The sequence below is a fragment of the Microbacterium sp. AISO3 genome, assembly GCF_002204305.1.
In the GTDB taxonomy this organism is placed as follows: Bacteria; Actinomycetota; Actinomycetes; order Actinomycetales; family Microbacteriaceae; genus Microbacterium; species Microbacterium arborescens.
Genome location: NZ_NHRF01000005.1, coordinates 158,028 through 175,050, shown reverse-complemented (window position 1 = coordinate 175,050; position 17,023 = coordinate 158,028). Strand labels below are relative to the sequence as shown.

Sequence of the window (17,023 nt, the reverse complement as noted above, 5' to 3'; positions counted from 1 at the left end):
ACCGCGGCGCCGGGAGCAACAGCTGCGATCGTGGGGAGGAACACGCATGGCGGACAGGTCCGTCGGCGCGGTCATCCTCAGCCGTCTCCGCGGCTTCGGGCGCAGCGCGTGGGATGCCGGTCGTGATCTCGCGACCGCCTCCCCGTCACGGTTCGCGGTTCTGATCTTCTCGACGCTGATCCTCGTCTTCACGACGCTGTTCTCCCTGCCGGCGGCATCCGCATCGGGCCGGGCCACGCCGTTCGCCGACGCGCTGTTCACCGCGGTGTCGACGATCTGCGTCGCGGGGCTCGCGACCGTCGACATGGCCACGCACTGGTCGCCGTTCGGCCACGTCCTCATCTACATCGGCGTCAACGTCGGCGCGCTCGGCGTGCTGACCCTCGCGTCGATCCTGGGACTCGTGATCTCCAAGCGCCTCGGCCTGCGCGCGAAGCTCATCGCCGCCGGCGACAGCAATCCGATGCGCGCACACGGCGGTCCCGTCAACGAAGGTCAGGCCGTCCGCCTCGGCGAGGTCGGCTTGCTGCTGCGCACCGTCGCGCTGTCGACGCTCGTCATCGAGGCGGGCCTGGCGATCCTGCTGTACCCCTCGCTGCTTTTCGGCGGCGTCGACCCGCTCACCGCGCTGTGGGAGGCGCCGTACTACGCGGCGATGGCCTTCACCAACACCGGCTTCTCGCCGAACGCGGAGGGTCTGCAGCCGTTCGCGCAGGACTACGTCATGCTCACGGTGCTCATGGCCGGGGTGTTCCTGGGCTCCATCGGCTTCCCCGTGATCTTCACGCTCTGGCGCCACCAGTGGCACGTGCGCGCGTGGTCACTGCACGCCAAGCTCACAATCATCACGACGATCATCCTGTTCTTCACGGGCGCCGGAGTCTTCCTGCTCCTCGAGTACGACAACCCGGCGACCTTCGGGTCGATGGAGGCGTGGGACACCACGTTCCAGGCCTTCTTCATCTCGGCGATGACCCGGTCGGGGGGCTTCTCCATCATCGACATCGGCGAGATGCACGGCTCGTCGCTCATCGTCGGATCGATGCTCATGTTCGTCGGCGGCGGCTCGGCCTCGACCGCCGGCGGCATCAAGGTCACGACCCTCGCCGTGCTCGCCCTCGCCGTGTGGTCCGAGGCGAAGGGACGCCCGTCGGTGCAGGTGTTCCGCCGCCGCATCCCCAGCGACGTCCAGCGCGTCGCCCTCTCGGTCGTCGCGTGGAGCGCCACGATCGTCGCGATCGGCACCGTCACGATCGCCCAGATCACGAAAGCTCCCGTCGACGAAGTGCTGTTCGACGTGATCTCCGGCTTCGCGACCGTCGGGCTGTCGACAGGCTTGACGGCCGAACTGCCCGACCCGGCGGTGTACGTCATGGCCCTCGTCATGTTCATGGGACGCGTTGGTACAGTGACTCTCGCTGCAGCGGTGGCCGCGGCATCCCGTTCGCAGTTGTACGCCCTGCCCGTCGAAAGGCCGATCGTTGGTTGAGCAGATCCGAAGCGACGCTCCCGTCCTGGTCATCGGGCTGGGCCGTTTCGGCGCCGCCTGCGCGGGCGAGCTCGACCGCCTCGACCGCGAGGTGCTCGCGATCGACGACAACCTCGAGCTCGTCCAGAAGTGGTCGGAGCGCGTCACGCACGCCGTGCAGACCGACGCCCGCAACCTCGACGCGCTCAAGCAGATCGGGGCGCAGGACTTCCAGGTCGCCGTCGTGGCGGTCGGCTCGTCGATCGAGGCGTCCGTGCTCATCACCGCGAACCTCGTCGATCTGAAGGTGCCGCAGATCTGGGCGAAGGCCGTGTCGCAGTCGCACGGCAAGATCCTCGCCCGCGTCGGCGCCAACCACGTCGTGTATCCCGAGCGCGAGGCCGGCGAGCGCGTCGCGCACCTCGTGAGCGGGCGCATGCTCGACTTCATCCGCTTCGACGACGACTTCGTGCTGGCGAAGATGTACCCGCCGAAGTTCATCCGCGGCGTCGGCCTCAACGAGTCCGGCGTGCGGACGAAGTACCGCGTCACGGTCGTCGGCGTGAAGAGCCCCGGCAAGCCGTTCCGCTACGCCGAGGCGAACACGGTCGTCACCAATCACGACCTCATCATCGTCTCGGGCACGAACTCCGACATCGAGCGCTTCGCCTCGCTCGACCGCTGACCCGGCACCCCCGCGTCGAGGTCCCCATTCGGCCGGTTATGCGGGACGCATACCCGGCCCAAGTGGGACCTCGGATGGTGCTCCGGGGGGCCGGGGGTCGGGGTCAGGCCCCGGCGGCGAGCTCGCGGGCGCGTGCGAGCGCGGCGTCGGTCGCGCGAGCGAAGACGTCGTCGAGGCGGGCCTCCTGCAGCACGGCGATCGCCCGCTCGGTGGTGCCCTTCGGGCTCGTGACGCGCCGCCGCAGCTCGGCCGGGTCCTCCCCCGAGGCGTCGAGCAGGGCGGCCGCACCGATGAACGTTTGCTCGGCCATCACCCGCGCCTCCGCCTCGGCGAAGCCCTTGCCCACCGCAGCCCGCGTGAGTTCCTCGATCAGCAGGAAGACGTAGGCGGGGCCCGAGCCCGAGATCGTCGACAGGGCGTCGATCTGCTCCTCCGGCACCTCGACGACGACGCCGCACGTCTCGAAGAGCGCGCGCACGGTCGCCCGGTGCGCATCGGATGCCGCGGGGCCGGCGGCCAGTCCCGTGACGGCCTTCCCGACGACGGCGGGGGTGTTGGGCATCGATCGGATGACCGCGACGTCCGACCCCAGGATGCCGGCGAACGTGTCGATCGTGACGCCCGCGGCGAGGCTCACCACCACCGCCCCCGGGCGCAGCACCGGCGCGATCTCGCGCAGCAGGTCGGGCACCATCGCGGGCTTGACGCCGATCAGGACCACATCGGCCGCGGCCGCGGCATCGGTGTTGCCCGTGGGTGTGTCTGCGAGCGCGACGCTCGTCACTCCCGGCAGGTCGGCGAGGGCGGCAGCCTTCTCGGCGGTGCGGTTGGTGACGGTCACTCCTCCGGCGGCGGCGCCGGAGGCCACCAGGCCCGAGAGCACCGCACCCCCCATCGAACCGGCTCCGAGGATGGCGATCGGGGGCAGGGCGACGACGTCGGGCATGCGGCCATCTTAAGTCCGGCCGTTTCCCAGCGGAGGGAACGGGCGCGAGGTAGAGTCGAAGCGTCCGCGGGCGCGGAGGCGCTCGCCGCGCAGAGCAGAGCGAAGGATCCCGCCATGCCCCTCTTCGACGGCATCACGCCACGCACCATCGAGACGTCGCGCCTGGCGGTGAACATCCTCGAACGCGCCGCAGACGACCCCGAGACCCCGGCCGACCGCACGCTCGTGCTGCTTCACACGGCTCCCGGGTCGAGCCTGTTCTGGCAGGAGATCATCGAAGACCTGCCGAGCGACGTTCGCCCGATCGCCATCGACCTCCGCGGCTTCGGTGACACCGAACGGCTCCCGGTCGACGCGACGCGCGGCGTCCGCGACTTCTCCGACGATGTGCGGGCGACGCTCGAGGCTCTGGGCCTCGACGCCGTGCACCTCGTGGGCTGGGGCCTGGGAGCCGCGGTCGCGATGCAGTACGCCCTCGATCACCGGGTGCTCTCGCTCAGCCTGCTCTCACCCGTCTCGCCCTACGGCTTCGGCGGCACGCGGCTCGACGGCACGCGCCTGACCGACGACGACGCCGGGTGCGGTGCAGGCACGATCAGCCCGACACTCGTCGACCGTCTCACCGCTCGCGACGCCGGCGACGACGAGGGCACCGCCCGTTCGTTCTTCCGCACGTCGTTCGTCTCGCCCGACTACGAGTCCGACAACGAAGACACGTGGGTCGAGGCGATGCTCACGACGTCGACGGCCGAGGGGAACTACCCCGGCGACAGCGTCCCGAGCCAGAACTGGCCGGGCTTCGCCGCAGGTGGGCTCGGCACGCAGAACGCCCTCGCACCGGGGCACTTCGACGTCTCGGCGATCGTCGACCTCGCGGCGGGCTACGACGCGCCTCCGATCCTGTGGGTGCGCGGCGGTGCGGACGTCATCGTCGCGGACGGCTCGTTCGCCGACAGCGGTCACCTCGGTGAGATCGGCGCGATCCCGGGTTGGCCGGGTGTGGAAGCCGCGCCGGCTCAGCAGATGGTCGCGCAGACGCGCGCCGTCTTCGAGCGGTACCGCGAGGCGGGCGGTCAGGTGACCGAGGTCGTCATCGAAGGCGTCGGGCACGCCGTGCACCTCGAACGCCCGGGCAAGGTCCGCACCGCGATCCTGTCGACGATGGGCTACCTCGGCACGCCCATCTCACCGGCTCCCCCGACCGAGGCGATCATCCTCAGCTCCTGGGACTGACCGGCCCTGGCGCCGTCGCAGTCGCAGCCGACCTCACCGCTGCTGCGCGAAGAACGTGCGCAGCAGCGCCGACGAGTCCGCGGACCGCACCCCGGCGACGACCTCCGCGCGCACGGGAAGCCGGCGGTCGCGCACGAGGTCGTACTGCGAACCGGCGGCTCCGGCTTTGTCGTCCCACGCGCCGAAGACGAGTCGCGAGACGTGCGCCTGCAGCATCGCGCCCGCACACATGACGCAGGGCTCGAGCGTCACGGTGAGGGTGCAGCCGGCCAGGTTCCACGACCCGGTCGCGGCCGCCGCGGCGCGCAGCGCGACCACCTCGGCGTGAGCCGTCGGGTCGCCGGTCGCCTCGCGGAGGTTGCGCCCCTCGCCGATCACCGCGCCCGCGGCATCGGTCACGACCGCACCCACGGGGATGTCGCCGGCTGCGGCAGCCGCTTCCGCGAGCTGGAGGGCCAGCGTCATGCTGCGGATGTCGTCAGCGGATGCCGTCAGGGTCACGGCACCAGCGTAGAGCCGAGGAGATGCGGACCGTCCGCGTAGGATCATCACATGCGTGTTCACGTCGCCGACCACCCCCTCATCACCCACAAGCTCTCGGTCCTGCGCGACAAGAACACCACCTCGCCGGTGTTCCGCCAGCTCACCGAAGAGCTCGTCACCCTGCTCGCGTACGAGGCCACCCGGAACGTCCGCACCGAGCAGGTCGAGATCGAGACCCCGGTCACCCGGACGACGGGCCTTGCGATCGCCAAGCCGCGTCCCCTCGTCGTGCCGATCCTGCGCGCCGGGCTGGGCATGCTCGAGGGCATGACCAAGCTCCTCCCCACCGCCGAGGTGGGCTTCCTCGGAATGGCGCGCAACGAGGTGACGTTCGAGCCCACCACGTACGCCGAGCGCCTGCCCGACGACCTCAGCGACCGCCAGTGCTTCGTGCTCGACCCGATGCTCGCCACGGGCGGGTCGCTCGGCGCCGCGATCGACTTCATCTTCAAGCGCGGTGCGCAGGACGTCACCGCGATCTGCATCCTCGGCGCTCCCGAGGGGCTCGCCGCCATCGAGAAGCAGGTCGGCGACCGCGACGTGACCCTCGTCCTGGGCTCGCTCGACGAGCGTCTCGACGAGCGCGGCTACATCGTGCCCGGGCTCGGCGACGCGGGCGACCGCCTCTACGGCACCGTCGACTGAGCCGCGAGCCGCGCGCTTTAGACCGCACCGACGAGGCGAGCGAACGCGCTCATCCGCGCGACCCCCTCGGGCGTGCGCGGCAGATCGTCGAGGATGCCGGTGCCGTAGACGATGTACGCCGTGTGCTGCGCCCGTGAGACGGCGACGTTGAGGCGATTCTGCAGCAGCAGGAACTCCAGCCCTCGCGGTGCATCGCGTCCCGAGGATGCCGCGAGCGACACGATCGCCACGGCGGCCTCCTGGCCCTGGAAGCGGTCGACCGTTCCCACCGGCACCTCGGTGTAGCCCGCTGCGGCGAGCGCTTCTTCTACGAGCACCTGCTGGGCGTTGTAGGGGGTGACCACGATGATGTCGCGCTGGTCGAGCGGACGCGGCGCGGCCGCCGGATCGGGCAGCCACGTGCGGTCGAGGAGATCAGCGACCAGGCGCACGACGACCTCCGCCTCCTCGGGCGAGGCGGTCGCATTGCGCCGATGCGCGACCGGTACGGGCACGACGCCCGGGGCTACGCCCTCGAGCACCCGGTCCGCGGTCGAGACGTGCGCGGCGAGACGTTCGTCATAGGCCAGCACCGAGACCGGCTCGGCGACCTCCGGCCGCATGCGCCGGGTCTCGGCCAGGAAGAACCCGCGGTCGGCGGGAATGACGTGAGCGCCGTCCATGATCCAGCCGAGAGCGGATGTGTCGACCGGCTCGGGGTGTGCGCCCTGGCTGACCTGCGGCAGCTGCTGCGGGTCGCCCAGCAGGAGGAGCCGTGATGCCGCGACGGACACCGCGATCGTCGAGGCGAGCGAGAACTGGCCCGCCTCGTCGATCACGAGCAGGTCGAGGCTGCCGCGCGGGATGCGGCCCGCGTGAGTGAGATCCCACGCGGTGCCGCCGATGACGTAGCCGTCGGGACGTGTCGCGGTGAATTCGGCGACGCCGTTCTTCGGGATGACGGTGAAGGCCTCGTCACCGCTCGGCTCGCCCTTCACCGCCTTGGCGATCTTCTCGCGGGGCACGCCCGCCGCCGCGATGCGATCGAGCATGTTCTCGACGACGGCGTGCGACTGCGCGACGACACCGACGCGGAATCCGCGCTCGCTGACCAGACGCGCCACGACGTGCGACCCCACATAGGTCTTGCCCGTTCCGGGAGGGCCCTGGACGGCGAGATAGCTGCGGTCGAGGTCGAGGATGGCGCGCGAGATGTCCGCGACGGGGTCGGACCCGTCGCCCGGTAAACCGCCGGAGAACGTTCGCGGCGGGCGGCGCAGCAGCAGGTCGGTTGCGGGATCGGCGGGAAGCTCGGGCGCGGTATGGATCACCCCGTCTGCCCACGCGTCGATCGCCGCCTGCTGGCTGCCCGCGGGCGGCGGCGCCGCGGGGGTCAGCGCGATCGGCAGCTCGGACCACATGTAGGCCCCCGCGGCGAGCTCCTCGACGATCGCGCCGTCATCGAGCACCTCGACGACCCGAACGCGCCGGTCGGCGTGGATGAAGCGCGGCCGCGGTTCGGTCGGGAACGGCGCGGGCGACTCGTAGATCGCGAAGGGCGACGAATCGACGCTCAGCCGCGTGCCCGGCGCGACCTCGCCGCGAAGCTCGAGGATGCGCCGGTCGGTCCGGGCACCCTCGGGGCGATGCCAGTCCTCGAGCACCCGGCTGCGCTCCGACGCGACGGCGACGACGTCACGGGTGTCTTCCCACATCGAGAGCGGTTCGCGCAGACGGAGGAAGTGCGTGGCCCAGAACGACTTCGCCTCGCGCGGGTAGTAGTCGATCGCCGCTGCCCCGAGCCGGAGCGCAACGACTGCCGGAGCCTCCGCACCGGCGGGGTCGTCGGTGGCAGCGGCATCCGCGAGCCGTGAGAGCGCCGTCGCCCGCGGCGACGGCTCGTAAGCGCGCTCTTCGGGCTCGACGTCGGCCGACGGGCGGAGCTGCGCTTCGCGCGCCCGGTCGACGAGCCAGTCGCGCAGCCGCCGCGTCGACACGCAGTCGTACCGGTTGTAGTCGGCGAGGTCGGCGAGGATCGCGGCGGCGCCGTCGGCGTCACCCGCCTCGGCGAGCGCACGCGCCTCGACGTACCGGACGATCGAGTCGTCGCCCTTCTGGACGTCGCTCGTGCGGACCTCGGCGCCCATGTAGAGCGGCTCGAGCTTCTTGATCGAGTACGAGCGCGAGCCCACCCGAAGCGCCCGGCGGACGATCGGGTACAGGTCGACGAAGACACCGTCGCGCAGCAGTCGGTCGACCTCCGCTTCGCCGACGCCGTAGCGCGCGGCCATCGCGAGGAGATGCGTCGGCTCGTATGGCGCGTAGTGATAGATGTGCATCGCGGGGTGGGCGGCCCGCTGCACGGCGACGAACTCGAGGAAGGTCTGGAACGCCGCCTTCTCCTCGTCGAACGTGTGGGCCCACAGCGCGGAGTACTGCTCGCGCAGGTCGACCCACCCGAACAGGTAGTCGATGCCCCAGTGGCGACCCGCGCCCTCGGTGTAGAGCGGGTCTCCCTCGAAATCGAAGAACAGGTCGCCGAGGTCTGGCCGGGGAAGCGCGCCGAGTGCCCGCGGGAAGACGACCTCATAGGTCGGCAGGGGCGCAGCGCTCGGGCCGTCCTCGGTATCACCCTGGAGCGTGGCCGTGACGCCGCCCGCGGGACTCTCGAGCTGCAGCCGCGCCTGGGTGCGGAGCCCCGTGAACGTGTCCCACGACATCCGGCCCGGCGCCTCGCGCGCTGCCGCGAGCTCGTCGATCGTGATGACGCCGGAGGCCCGCAGCCGCTCGCGCTGGATCGGCCGCATCCCGGCGACGAGCAGCAGGTCGCGCGCAGCGACGACCTCGAGGTCGCACGTCGCGCAGCGTCCGCAGGCCGCGATCCGCAGATCTCCGCGGTCGTCGCCCCACGCGATGGCCTCCCCCGCCGCACCTGCGGCGACATCACGATCGGCGATGAGGGAGCGCAGACGCTCGCGGCGCAGGGCGAACACGGGCGCGATGTCGGCCCGGGCATGCCGCGACACCGTGCCGTCGCCGAGCAGCAGCTCGACGTGATCGGCCACGCGCGCACCCTCGCGATCGAGCTGGACGGCATACGCTTCGAGCTGCATCAGCGCGGTGACCCGGGCATGACGGGCGAGCTTGGTGTCCTGCACGACCCACCGGTCGTCCTCGTCGCGCAGCAGGAAGTCGGCGAACCCGACGAAGTCGGTATCGGCGAACGCGGCCTGGTAGATCACCCGCGCATCCGATGCGAGAGCCTCGCGCGTGAGCGCGACCGCCCGCGCCAGGCCCGCGGCATCCGATGACCGCGTCTCGGGGATCTCGGTGACACGATCGCCGAACTCGGCGCGGTACGCCGCGAGCTGACGTTCTTCGTGCCGGTCGCCCAGACGGCCGGCCCGTTCGAGGGTCGGGTCGTCGGGCTCGTCGACGGCGGCGACGCGTCCGAGCTTGGCGTCGATCGCGCGCAGCCACGCGAACTCGCACTCGGCCGCAGCCTTGAGGTCGCTCGCGCTCCAGACGATCCGGCCTTCGTCCTCGATGTATCGCATGATCCCCTTCCGTTCAATGACCCTAACCGCGGGGTGCGACACCGCCGACGCCGGTGCCAGACTGAGGAGGGTGAACGAGTCGCTCCCCTTCGCCAGCGCGTACGCCCACGGCTTCGCGCGGATCGCCGCCTGCACCATTCCGGTGTCCATCGCCGATCCCGCCGCCAACGCCGAAGCCGTCATCGCCGAGGCGCACGCGTGCGACGCCGACTCCGTCGCGGTCGCGGTGTTCCCCGAGCTGTGCCTCACCGGCTACGCGATCGACGACCTCGTCCTGCAGGACGCGGTCCTGGATGCCGTCGACGCGGCGATCGAGCGCATCGTCGCGGCATCCGTCGATCTCATGCCGGTGCTGGTGGTCGGTGCCCCGCTCCGCCACCGCAGCCGCCTGTACAACTGCGCCGTCGTCATCCATCGCGGCGAGATCCTCGGTGTCGCCCCCAAGGCCCACCTGCCCACCTACCGCGAGTTCTACGAGCGCCGCTGGTACGCCGCCGGCGAGGAGTGGGACGGCGAGGGCATCCGCATCGGCTCGCACGAGACCGTGTTCGGAACGAACCTCCTCTTCGACGTCCGCGACGTCCCCGGCCTCGTCCTGCACGCCGAGGTGTGCGAGGACATGTGGGTTCCGGTGCCGCCCTCGTCGCGCGCGGCTCTCGCAGGGGCGACGGTGCTCGTCAACCTGTCGGGCTCCCCCATCACGATCGGCCGGGCCGACGACCGCCGCACGCTCGTGCAGTCGCAGTCGCTGCGATGCCTCGCCGTCTACGCCTACGCGGCGGCAGGTCTCGGCGAATCGACCAACGACGTCTCGTGGGACGGCCAGACCATGATCTACGAGGGCGGCTCGCTCCTCGCCGAGACCGAGCGCTTCCCCGACGGGCCGCGCCGCAGCGTGGCCGACGTCGACCTCGACCGGGTGCGCCAGGACCGGTACCGCCAGGGCACGTTCGACGACAATCGCCGCACGACGGCGACCGACTTCCTCACCGTCGAGACGTTCCTGCACCCGCCCGCCGAGGACATCGGGCTGCGGCGCACGCTCGACCGCTTCCCGTTCGTGCCGGACGACCCGGCGCGCCTCGACCAGGACTGCTACGAGGCGTTCAACATCCAGGTCTCCGGCCTCGAGCAGCGGATGCGGGCCATCGGCGGGCCCCGCCCCGTGATCGGCGTGTCCGGCGGGCTCGACTCCACTCATGCCCTGCTCGTCGTCGCCCGCGCGATGGACCGCATGGGCCGGCCGCGCAGCGACATCCTCGCCTACACGATGCCCGGCTTCGCGACGAGCGACCACACGAAGTCCAATGCCGTCGCGCTCGCCGAGGCGATCGGCGCGACGATCGAGACGATCGACATCCGCCCCGCCGCGAACGAGCTCCTGCGCGGTATCGGACACCCCTACGCCTCCGGCGAGCCCGTGTACGACGTGACGTTCGAGAACGTCCAGGCCGGTGTGCGGACCGACTTCCTGTTCCGGCTCGCCAACCGCCTGAACGGCATCGTCATCGGCACCTCCGACCTCTCCGAGCTCGCGCTCGGCTGGGCCACCTACGGCGTCGGCGACCACATGAGCCACTACGCCGTGAACGTCGGTGTGCCCAAGACGCTCATGCAGCACCTCATCCGCTGGGTGATCGCGCACCGGGAGGGGACGGGAACCGACCTGACCGACGAGGCCGTGGCGGTACTGCAGTCGGTTCTCGACACCGAGATCAGCCCCGAGCTCGTGCCCGCGGGCGAAGACGGCAAGGTGCAGTCCACGGAGTCGACGATCGGCCCCTACGCCCTCCACGACTTCGCGCTGCACCATGTCCTGCGCTACGGGTTCCGCCCGTCGAAGATCGCCTTCCTCGCCCAGCACGCCTGGTCGGATGCCGATGCCGGCGACTGGCCGGTCGGCTTCCCGCGCGACAGCCGCTACACGTACGACCTCGCCGAGATCACGCATTGGCTGCAGGTGTTCATCAAGCGGTTCTTCGGCTTCGCGCAGTTCAAGCGCAGCGCGATCCCCAACGGCCCCAAGGTGGCCGCGGCGGGGTCGCTGTCGCCCCGGGGCGATTGGCGTGCACCGTCGGACGGCAACCCCGAGGCGTGGCTCGCGGAGCTCCGGCGGGCGCTGCCCGACCTCGTCGACTGACGCGTCGGCGACCCGGACGGCCCGGTCAGGCGGTCGGCAGAGTGCCGTAGGCGAGGGTGATGAGCCACCCGTCGCGCGAGATGTCGACGAGGGTGTACTTCATGTTGCGGTCGGGGATCCAGCCGCGGTGCCGGCCCGGGTCGAGCCGGACCTGCTCCGGCGCGACGCGGACACCGCGGCCGTCGGCCTCGAGCACCGCCTGCACGTGAACCCAGTGGTCGACGAGGTCGAGGGTGTCGGCCCCGGCGAAGAGCCGGGAGTGCTTGCGCATCCGGGCGAGGTCGGCGGGTTCGGGATGCGCGTCGCGGATGTCGATGCCGACCGGCAGCCCCGGATCGCTGACCGCGACGACCGTCGCCGCACGGAAGCTCGCCGTCGTGATCGCCAGCGGCACCTCGACGCCGTCGCGCGATGCGATGAGGCGCGTGTGATAGCCGAAGCCGCGAGGAGCCTCACGTTCGATGCGGACATCCTTCTCGTCGCAGCCGAGAGCCTGAGCGACGAGCTCACGCGCGATCATCCGCCGCCGGTGGTGCACCGTGATGGCGGGATCCCACCCGAGCCGTGCGGTGATCCCCGCGGGCGTATCGAGAAGTACCGTCTTCATTCCGTCGCTCCCGCCTCTGGATGGTCTGACCTCAGGTCGAGTCTAGCGACCGCACGTGCTCGCACCAGGGCGGGCGACCGGGTCAATCCGGTTCCCGGGCCGCCCGCGCGATCCGCCGACGCGACCTCGCTTAGGCTGGCGGGATGAGCCTCGACAACGGCGACGACAAGCGGCCATCCTCCGCCCGCATCGCGATCTGGGTCGTGGTGGGCGGCATCGGCGCCTACCTGCTGATCTCCGGCATCCTCGGCATCCTCGCCCGGGGCGGTGCGTGACCGTGCGACGGCTCTTGGTCGTCGCGCACCGCGATGAGCTGATCGGCTTCCCCGACGACATCCCGGGGTTCGACATCCTGCTCACGGGCCCCGGCAAGCTGCTCGCCGCACATGAGCTGACCCGCGCGCTCGACCGCACCACGTACGACGAGATCGTGGTCGTCGGGACCGCGGGAGCGGTGGCCGGCGCTCTCGGCCCCGGCATCTACGAGGTCGGCGACGCCGTCCAGCACGACGTGTTCGACCTGGCGGGGGTTCGCGGCCGGCATCTGTCGATGCCCGAGCGCGTCGAAACCGGCGGTGCCGGGGTGCGCATCGCGACGGGCGACGTCTTCGTCGACGACGCCGAGGCGGTCGCCCTGATCCAGTCGCTGGGCGCGCAACTGGTCGACATGGAGACCTACGTCTACATCTGGGTCGCCCAGCGCTTCGGCATCCCCATCCGGGTGCTCAAAGCGGTGTCGGACGACGCCCAGGACGGCGCGACAACCGGGTGGGACGACGCCGTCGCGGCGTGCAGTCGCGCCCTGTACGAGCGGATCCGGGCCGACTACGGCGTCTGATCACTGCTGCGCGCGAACAGCCGACGCAGCAGCAGGAACACGACGAGGGCGACGACCGCGACGAGCCCGAGCTTGACCGCGAACACGGCCAGGCGCAGCACGATGTCGACGATCACCCACGCCACGAAGATCGCGGCGATCACTCCGACGACGGTCCAGAAAGTCCTCACGGCGCCAGCCTAGTCGCGCTCACTGAGCGCCTCCTGTCGAATGATGCTCGGGCCCTCACGCGTCGCCTCGACGACGATCTGCGCGGCGAGCTGCTCCTTCATGCCCTCGACGTGGCTGATGACGCCGACGGTGCGGCCGCCCGCGCGCAGCTCGTCGAGGGTGCGCATCGCGAGCTCGAGGGTCTCGGGATCGAGCGACCCGAATCCCTCGTCGACGAAGAGCGTGTCGAGGCGGATGCCGCCGGCACGACCCGTGACGACCTCGGCGAGACCGAGCGCGAGGGCGAGGGAGGCAAGGAAGGTCTCTCCTCCCGACAGCGACTGCGGCGAGCGGAGGCGGCCGGTGTGCGCGTCGAGCACCTCGAGCCCGAGGCCGGAGGCTGCACCACGAGCCTGCAGCGCATCGCTGTGGTGGAGGGTGTACCGGCCCGACGACATGTCGCGCAGCCGCAGGTTGGCCGCGGCGACGATCTCTTCGAGTTCGGCGGCGAGCACGAAGGTCTCGAGGTCCATCTTGCGGGTGTTGGGCGCACGGCCGGCGACGGTGTCGGCGAGCCGGGTCACGGTCGCCGTCCGCTCGGCGAGACCGGACACCGCGACGAACGCGTCGTCGATGCGCCGGAGGAGATCGCCCATCGTCTCGGCGGCGTTGACGGCGTCGCGGTGCGCGGCGATCGCCTCGCTGCGGGCGCGGTCTCCGGCAGCGACCGCTTCGGCCGCAGCGTCGAGATCGGGCCGCTCGTCGGGCAGCCCCGCGGCGGCGAGCTCGAGCTCGAGCAGGCGGGCGCGCGTGGCCGCGACGTCGGCGGCGTGTTCGGCGACGCGCCGCGTGAGGGAGGTCCGCTCGGATTCGGGGAGCAGCGCCTCGCGCACCTCGCCGACGTCGGCGAACACTGATGCCTCGATGCGCTGCGCGCGGTCGTTCGCGGCACCGGCCGCGGTCGCCTCGCTGTGGGCGAGCGCCCGCCGGCCCTCGATCACCGCTCGCGCGAGGTCGCGCCGCTCGGTCGCCTCCGCGATGCGCTCGGCGACCGTCGCGAACGGCCCCCGCGCGTCGGCCACGTCGCGCTCCAGGCGGGCGAGGGTCGTGGTGGCCACAGCCGAGCGCTCGCGCGCATCGGCCAGCACGGCCGACAGGCGCGAGCGCTCCTCGGCCGCCTCGGCGTCGAGACGGTCGAGCACGTCGCGCTTCTCGGTGAGGTCGGCGACACGCTCTGCGGCGTGTTCGGCGGATGTCAGCTCGTCCCGGGCCCGAGCGAGCATGCCTGCGAGCTCATCGCTCCCGCGACCGCCCGCACTTGCCATCGCAGCGGCGTGGTCCGCGCGCAGCAGCGCGGCGCGCTCTCCCGCGCCGCGCGCCTCGGCCGCGGCGGCATCGCGCGCCGACTCCGCGTCGGCCAGATCGTCGTCCGTCACACCGTCGGGCGCCGGGGGCGCGGGATGCGGGTGCTCGAGCGCCCCGCAGACCGGGCAGGCCGCGCCGTCGGACAGCTCGGCGGCGAGTTCTCCCGCCCGACCGGCCACTCGTCGCCGCAGCAGGTCGGTGACGGCGGCAGCCGCCGCCTCCGCGACATCACTCGTGCGCAGATAGGCTTCCTCGGCCTCGCGGAGCTCACCCGCGAGACGTTCCGCCTCACCGGCCGCCTCGGCCTGAGCAGCGAGTTCGTCGACCCGGACACGCTGCTCGTCGCCGCGCGCCGCCGCGAGGGTCGCCGCCGCGAGCTCGGTCGAGAGCCGTTCGCGCTCCGCGGGCAGGAGCGCGTGCTGTGCGTCGAGCAGCGTCGCCTGCTCCTCGAGGAGGGCGATCTCGCCCGCGGTCGCGTCTCGATCCTCGAGGGCGTGCGTCAGCTCGTGCTCGCGCTCGAGCGCGTCCGTCCAGCGGGCGATGTCGCCTGTGAGGGCCTCGACGAGAGCGGCGATGTCGTCGTCGACGCGTCCGCCCGCCTCCGTCCAGCGCCTCTCGGCGCGCTCCACCGCGATGCGGGCCTCCCCCGCCGCTTCGTCGGACCGGTCGGCCTGCTCGAGCGTCGCGCGGAGCGCTTCGGCGGCACGCGCACGCTCGAGTCGGCGTTCACCCGCAGCCACCTCGTCGGCGACCGCGTCGAGGTCGGCCAGGCGCCGGCGCGCTGCGGCGAGATCGTCCAGCACCCGCACCCGCTCGACGAGCTCGGCATAGGTCGCCGCGAGAGCGGTCTGCCGCGACTCCGCCTGCTGGCGGAGCTCGTCGGCCTGTTCCACGCGGTAATTGGCACGACGGCGTGCTCGTTCGACGACATCGCGTCGGCCGGCGAGGTCGAGCGGCGCCGCCTCGTCCGTCGCCCCGTCATCGCCGATGGCGCCGCTCTGCTGCGTCATGGCCGCTTCGGCGAGCTCGAGAAGCGTACGCACCTGATCGCCCGCGGCGTCGAGCTCGCGCTGCGCGGAGCGCCGACGCTCCTCGAGATCGTCCTTGTACTGCTCGAAGCGCTTCGTGCCGAACAGCGTGCGCAGCAGCTGCTGCCGCTCATCGTTTCGAGCGAGGAGGAATCGTGAGAACTTGTTCTGCGCCAGCAGGATCACCTGCTGGAACTGCTGCGCGTTCAGCCCCAGCACCTCGTCGAGCAGCAGCGCGACCTCGCGGGGTTTCGCAGCCCGGCCCACCCACTCGCCGTCGACGTCCTGCTCGAGCTCGGCGCGCGCGATCTCGGTCGTGAGCTTGTCGCCGCGCTTCGCGGGCCGCTCGTACTCCGGCGCTCGGGTCACGCGCCAGCGTTGCCCGCCGACGGTGAACTCCAGCCGCACCTCGGTGGGGTCGCCCAGGAAGCTGTGGTCGCTGCGGAGACGCCGTTCGCCGTTGTCGTAACGCGGCACCGAGCCGTAGAGCGCGAAGCTCACCCCGTCGAGGATGCTCGACTTGCCCGCGCCGGTGCGGCCCGAGATGAGGAAGACGCCGTCGCGATCGAAGGCGTCGAAGTCGACGGTCTGCTTCTCGCGGAACGGACCGAAGCCGGTCAGCTCCAGGCGATGCAGCTTCACGCCATCGCCTCCACGCGGATCCGCTCGTCGAGGACGTCGGCCAACAGCTCGCGCTCGCGCTCGTCGGCACCGGCCCCCTCGCGGACGTGCACGAGGAACGCTTCGACGAGCTCGGCGTCGCTGCGCGCGGCGCGCACGCGGTCGACGTAGGTGCGCGCGTCGCTCGGCGCGGCATCCGCCGGTACGTGCACGACCTTCGCGCAGAACGGGAAGCGTTCTTGCAGACGGCGCATCGGATCGCGCTCGGGCAGGGTGTCGGTGTACTCGACGCAGATCCACGCATCAGCGTGCTGCTCGTGAGCGGGATCGGCCAGAACGTCGGCGAGGGGGTCGCGCAGGGTGACGACCCGACGCGGAACCGGCAGCTCGAGCCACCGAGCGTCGACGAAGCCGTCGGCGTCGAGCTCGACGAGCCACGAGCCCCGGGGCTTGTCGCCCTCGCCGAAGCTGTAGTGCAGCGGCGCGCCCGCGTAGCGCACGGCGGGGGCCAGCTGCTGGCGACCGTGGATGTGCCCCAGAGCCATGTAGTCGACACCCGCGAATGCCGCCAGCGGCACGACGTCGAGGCCGCCCTGCTGGATGTCCCGCTCGAGGTGCGGCGTCGGTTCGACACCCGCGGCGAAGCAGTGGGCGATCGCGACCGACCGCCCGCCGCGCACCGCCAGGTCGTCGCGCACGAGCCCCATCGCGCGATCGATCACGGCTGCCTGCGACCGGGCCTCGGGCCACAGGTGTCGCAGCAGCGCCGGCTCGAGATACGGGATGCCGTAGAAGTGCACCGGCCCGTCGGCATCCGCGATCGTGATCGGAGTGCCCACCGCGGCCGGGTCGGTGAGGACGTGGATGCCCTCGCGCAGCAGCCCCGCCTGGAACCCGAGGCGGGCGGCGGAATCGTGGTTGCCGCTCGTGACGATGACGCGAGCACCGGCGTCGGCGATGCCGCGGAGGGTGTCGGAGAGGAGGGCGTAGCACCCCGCCGCCGGTGCGGCCGAGTCGAAGACATCGCCGGCCACGACGACGACGTCGACCTCGTGCTCGCGGACCTGCGCGGTGAGCTCCTCGAGCACGCCCCGCAGCGCGTCGAGCGTCGAATGACCGTGGAAGGTCCGCCCGATGTGCCAGTCGGAGGTGTGGAGGATCCGCATGCCGACCAGGGTAGGAGGAGGGTCGGACATCGCGGCGATGCCCCGCGGGGAA

At 71.6% G+C, this 17,023-nt stretch carries 14 protein-coding genes; 7 read left to right on the top strand and 7 right to left on the bottom strand.

Features of this window, described 5'->3' with window-relative positions; translation table 11 throughout:
- Window positions 1-46 precede the first annotated feature (46 nt).
- Both CBF90_RS09570 and CBF90_RS09565 read left to right on the top strand, forming a co-directional pair.
- Entirely contained in the window at window positions 47-1,489 is a 1,443-nt protein-coding gene (locus tag CBF90_RS09570; protein ID WP_023952230.1) for a TrkH family potassium uptake protein, read from the top strand.
- On the top strand, window positions 1,482-2,153 hold the full coding sequence (locus CBF90_RS09565) for a TrkA family potassium uptake protein (protein WP_023952231.1): 672 nt from the start codon (window positions 1,482-1,484) through the stop codon (window positions 2,151-2,153). The genes CBF90_RS09570 and CBF90_RS09565 overlap by 8 nt, the downstream gene beginning before the upstream one ends.
- Window positions 2,154-2,256: 103 nt before the next feature.
- Here the strand turns inward: CBF90_RS09565 and proC are convergent, their stop codons facing one another.
- Entirely contained in the window at window positions 2,257-3,099 is an 843-nt protein-coding gene (proC, locus tag CBF90_RS09560) for a pyrroline-5-carboxylate reductase (RefSeq protein WP_064956101.1), read from the bottom strand.
- Between the two features lie 114 nt (window positions 3,100-3,213).
- Here proC and CBF90_RS09555 point away from each other — a divergent pair, with 114 nt between their 5' ends.
- Window positions 3,214-4,332: an alpha/beta fold hydrolase gene (locus tag CBF90_RS09555; RefSeq protein WP_023952233.1), complete on the top strand. Its 1,119-nt coding sequence runs from the start codon at window positions 3,214-3,216 to the stop codon at window positions 4,330-4,332.
- Window positions 4,333-4,365: 33 nt separating this feature from the next.
- On the opposite strand, the gene CBF90_RS09550 is transcribed toward CBF90_RS09555, so the two are convergent.
- Complete coding sequence (locus CBF90_RS09550; RefSeq protein ID WP_036305091.1) at window positions 4,366-4,797, bottom strand: nucleoside deaminase; 432 nt, start codon at window positions 4,795-4,797, stop codon at window positions 4,366-4,368.
- 87 nt (window positions 4,798-4,884) lie between these two features.
- Here CBF90_RS09550 and upp point away from each other — a divergent pair, with 87 nt between their 5' ends.
- Complete coding sequence (gene upp, locus CBF90_RS09545) at window positions 4,885-5,520, top strand: uracil phosphoribosyltransferase (RefSeq protein ID WP_023952235.1); 636 nt, start codon at window positions 4,885-4,887, stop codon at window positions 5,518-5,520.
- Between the two features lie 17 nt (window positions 5,521-5,537).
- On the opposite strand, the gene CBF90_RS09540 is transcribed toward upp, so the two are convergent.
- Window positions 5,538-9,056, bottom strand: a complete 3,519-nt coding sequence (locus CBF90_RS09540) for a bifunctional RecB family nuclease/DEAD/DEAH box helicase (protein ID WP_088380511.1) — start codon at window positions 9,054-9,056, stop codon at window positions 5,538-5,540.
- A 70-nt stretch (window positions 9,057-9,126) separates the two neighbouring features.
- Between CBF90_RS09540 and CBF90_RS09535 the strand changes: the two genes are divergently transcribed.
- Window positions 9,127-11,196 carry an NAD(+) synthase gene (locus CBF90_RS09535; protein WP_088380459.1) on the top strand — a complete coding sequence of 690 codons (2,070 nt, stop codon included), beginning with the start codon at window positions 9,127-9,129 and terminating at the stop codon, window positions 11,194-11,196.
- A 25-nt stretch (window positions 11,197-11,221) separates the two neighbouring features.
- Here CBF90_RS09535 and CBF90_RS09530 read toward each other — a convergent pair whose 3' ends face one another.
- A complete protein-coding gene (locus CBF90_RS09530; protein WP_023952241.1) occupies window positions 11,222-11,803 on the bottom strand; it encodes a hypothetical protein in 582 nt (193 codons plus the stop codon).
- A gap of 143 nt (window positions 11,804-11,946) precedes the next feature.
- Between CBF90_RS09530 and CBF90_RS18895 the strand changes: the two genes are divergently transcribed.
- Both CBF90_RS18895 and CBF90_RS09525 read left to right on the top strand, forming a co-directional pair.
- A complete protein-coding gene (locus tag CBF90_RS18895; protein ID WP_023952243.1) occupies window positions 11,947-12,078 on the top strand; it encodes a hypothetical protein in 132 nt (43 codons plus the stop codon).
- A complete protein-coding gene (locus CBF90_RS09525) occupies window positions 12,075-12,641 on the top strand; it encodes a nucleoside phosphorylase (RefSeq protein WP_242435646.1) in 567 nt (188 codons plus the stop codon). The genes CBF90_RS18895 and CBF90_RS09525 overlap by 4 nt, the downstream gene beginning before the upstream one ends.
- Here CBF90_RS09525 and CBF90_RS09520 read toward each other — a convergent pair.
- The 3 genes from CBF90_RS09520 to CBF90_RS09510 are packed head-to-tail and all read right to left on the bottom strand — an operon-like array spanning window position 12,629 to window position 16,971.
- Entirely contained in the window at window positions 12,629-12,811 is a 183-nt protein-coding gene (locus tag CBF90_RS09520) for a hypothetical protein (RefSeq protein ID WP_023952247.1), read from the bottom strand. The genes CBF90_RS09525 and CBF90_RS09520 overlap by 13 nt on opposite strands.
- A gap of 9 nt (window positions 12,812-12,820) precedes the next feature.
- Window positions 12,821-15,826 (bottom strand): AAA family ATPase, encoded by a 3,006-nt coding sequence (locus tag CBF90_RS09515; RefSeq protein WP_088380458.1) that lies wholly within the window; start codon window positions 15,824-15,826, stop codon window positions 12,821-12,823.
- Entirely contained in the window at window positions 15,823-16,971 is a 1,149-nt protein-coding gene (locus CBF90_RS09510; RefSeq protein WP_088380457.1) for an exonuclease SbcCD subunit D C-terminal domain-containing protein, read from the bottom strand. The genes CBF90_RS09515 and CBF90_RS09510 overlap by 4 nt, the downstream gene beginning before the upstream one ends.
- Window positions 16,972-17,023 lie beyond the last annotated feature (52 nt).

Coding starts and splice junctions, on each gene's coding strand:
- CBF90_RS09555 (WP_023952233.1), top strand. CDS start 3,214: ATGCCCCTCTTCGACGGCATCACGCCACGCACCATCGAGACGTCGCGC.
- CBF90_RS09550 (WP_036305091.1), bottom strand. CDS start 4,797: ATGACGCTGGCCCTCCAGCTCGCGGAAGCGGCTGCCGCAGCCGGCGAC.
- proC (WP_064956101.1), bottom strand. CDS start 3,099: ATGCCCGACGTCGTCGCCCTGCCCCCGATCGCCATCCTCGGAGCCGGT.
- upp (WP_023952235.1), top strand. CDS start 4,885: ATGCGTGTTCACGTCGCCGACCACCCCCTCATCACCCACAAGCTCTCG.
- CBF90_RS18895 (WP_023952243.1), top strand. CDS start 11,947: ATGAGCCTCGACAACGGCGACGACAAGCGGCCATCCTCCGCCCGCATC.
- CBF90_RS09510 (WP_088380457.1), bottom strand. CDS start 16,971: ATGCGGATCCTCCACACCTCCGACTGGCACATCGGGCGGACCTTCCAC.
- CBF90_RS09540 (WP_088380511.1), bottom strand. CDS start 9,056: ATGCGATACATCGAGGACGAAGGCCGGATCGTCTGGAGCGCGAGCGAC.
- CBF90_RS09570 (WP_023952230.1), top strand. CDS start 47: ATGGCGGACAGGTCCGTCGGCGCGGTCATCCTCAGCCGTCTCCGCGGC.
- CBF90_RS09530 (WP_023952241.1), bottom strand. CDS start 11,803: ATGAAGACGGTACTTCTCGATACGCCCGCGGGGATCACCGCACGGCTC.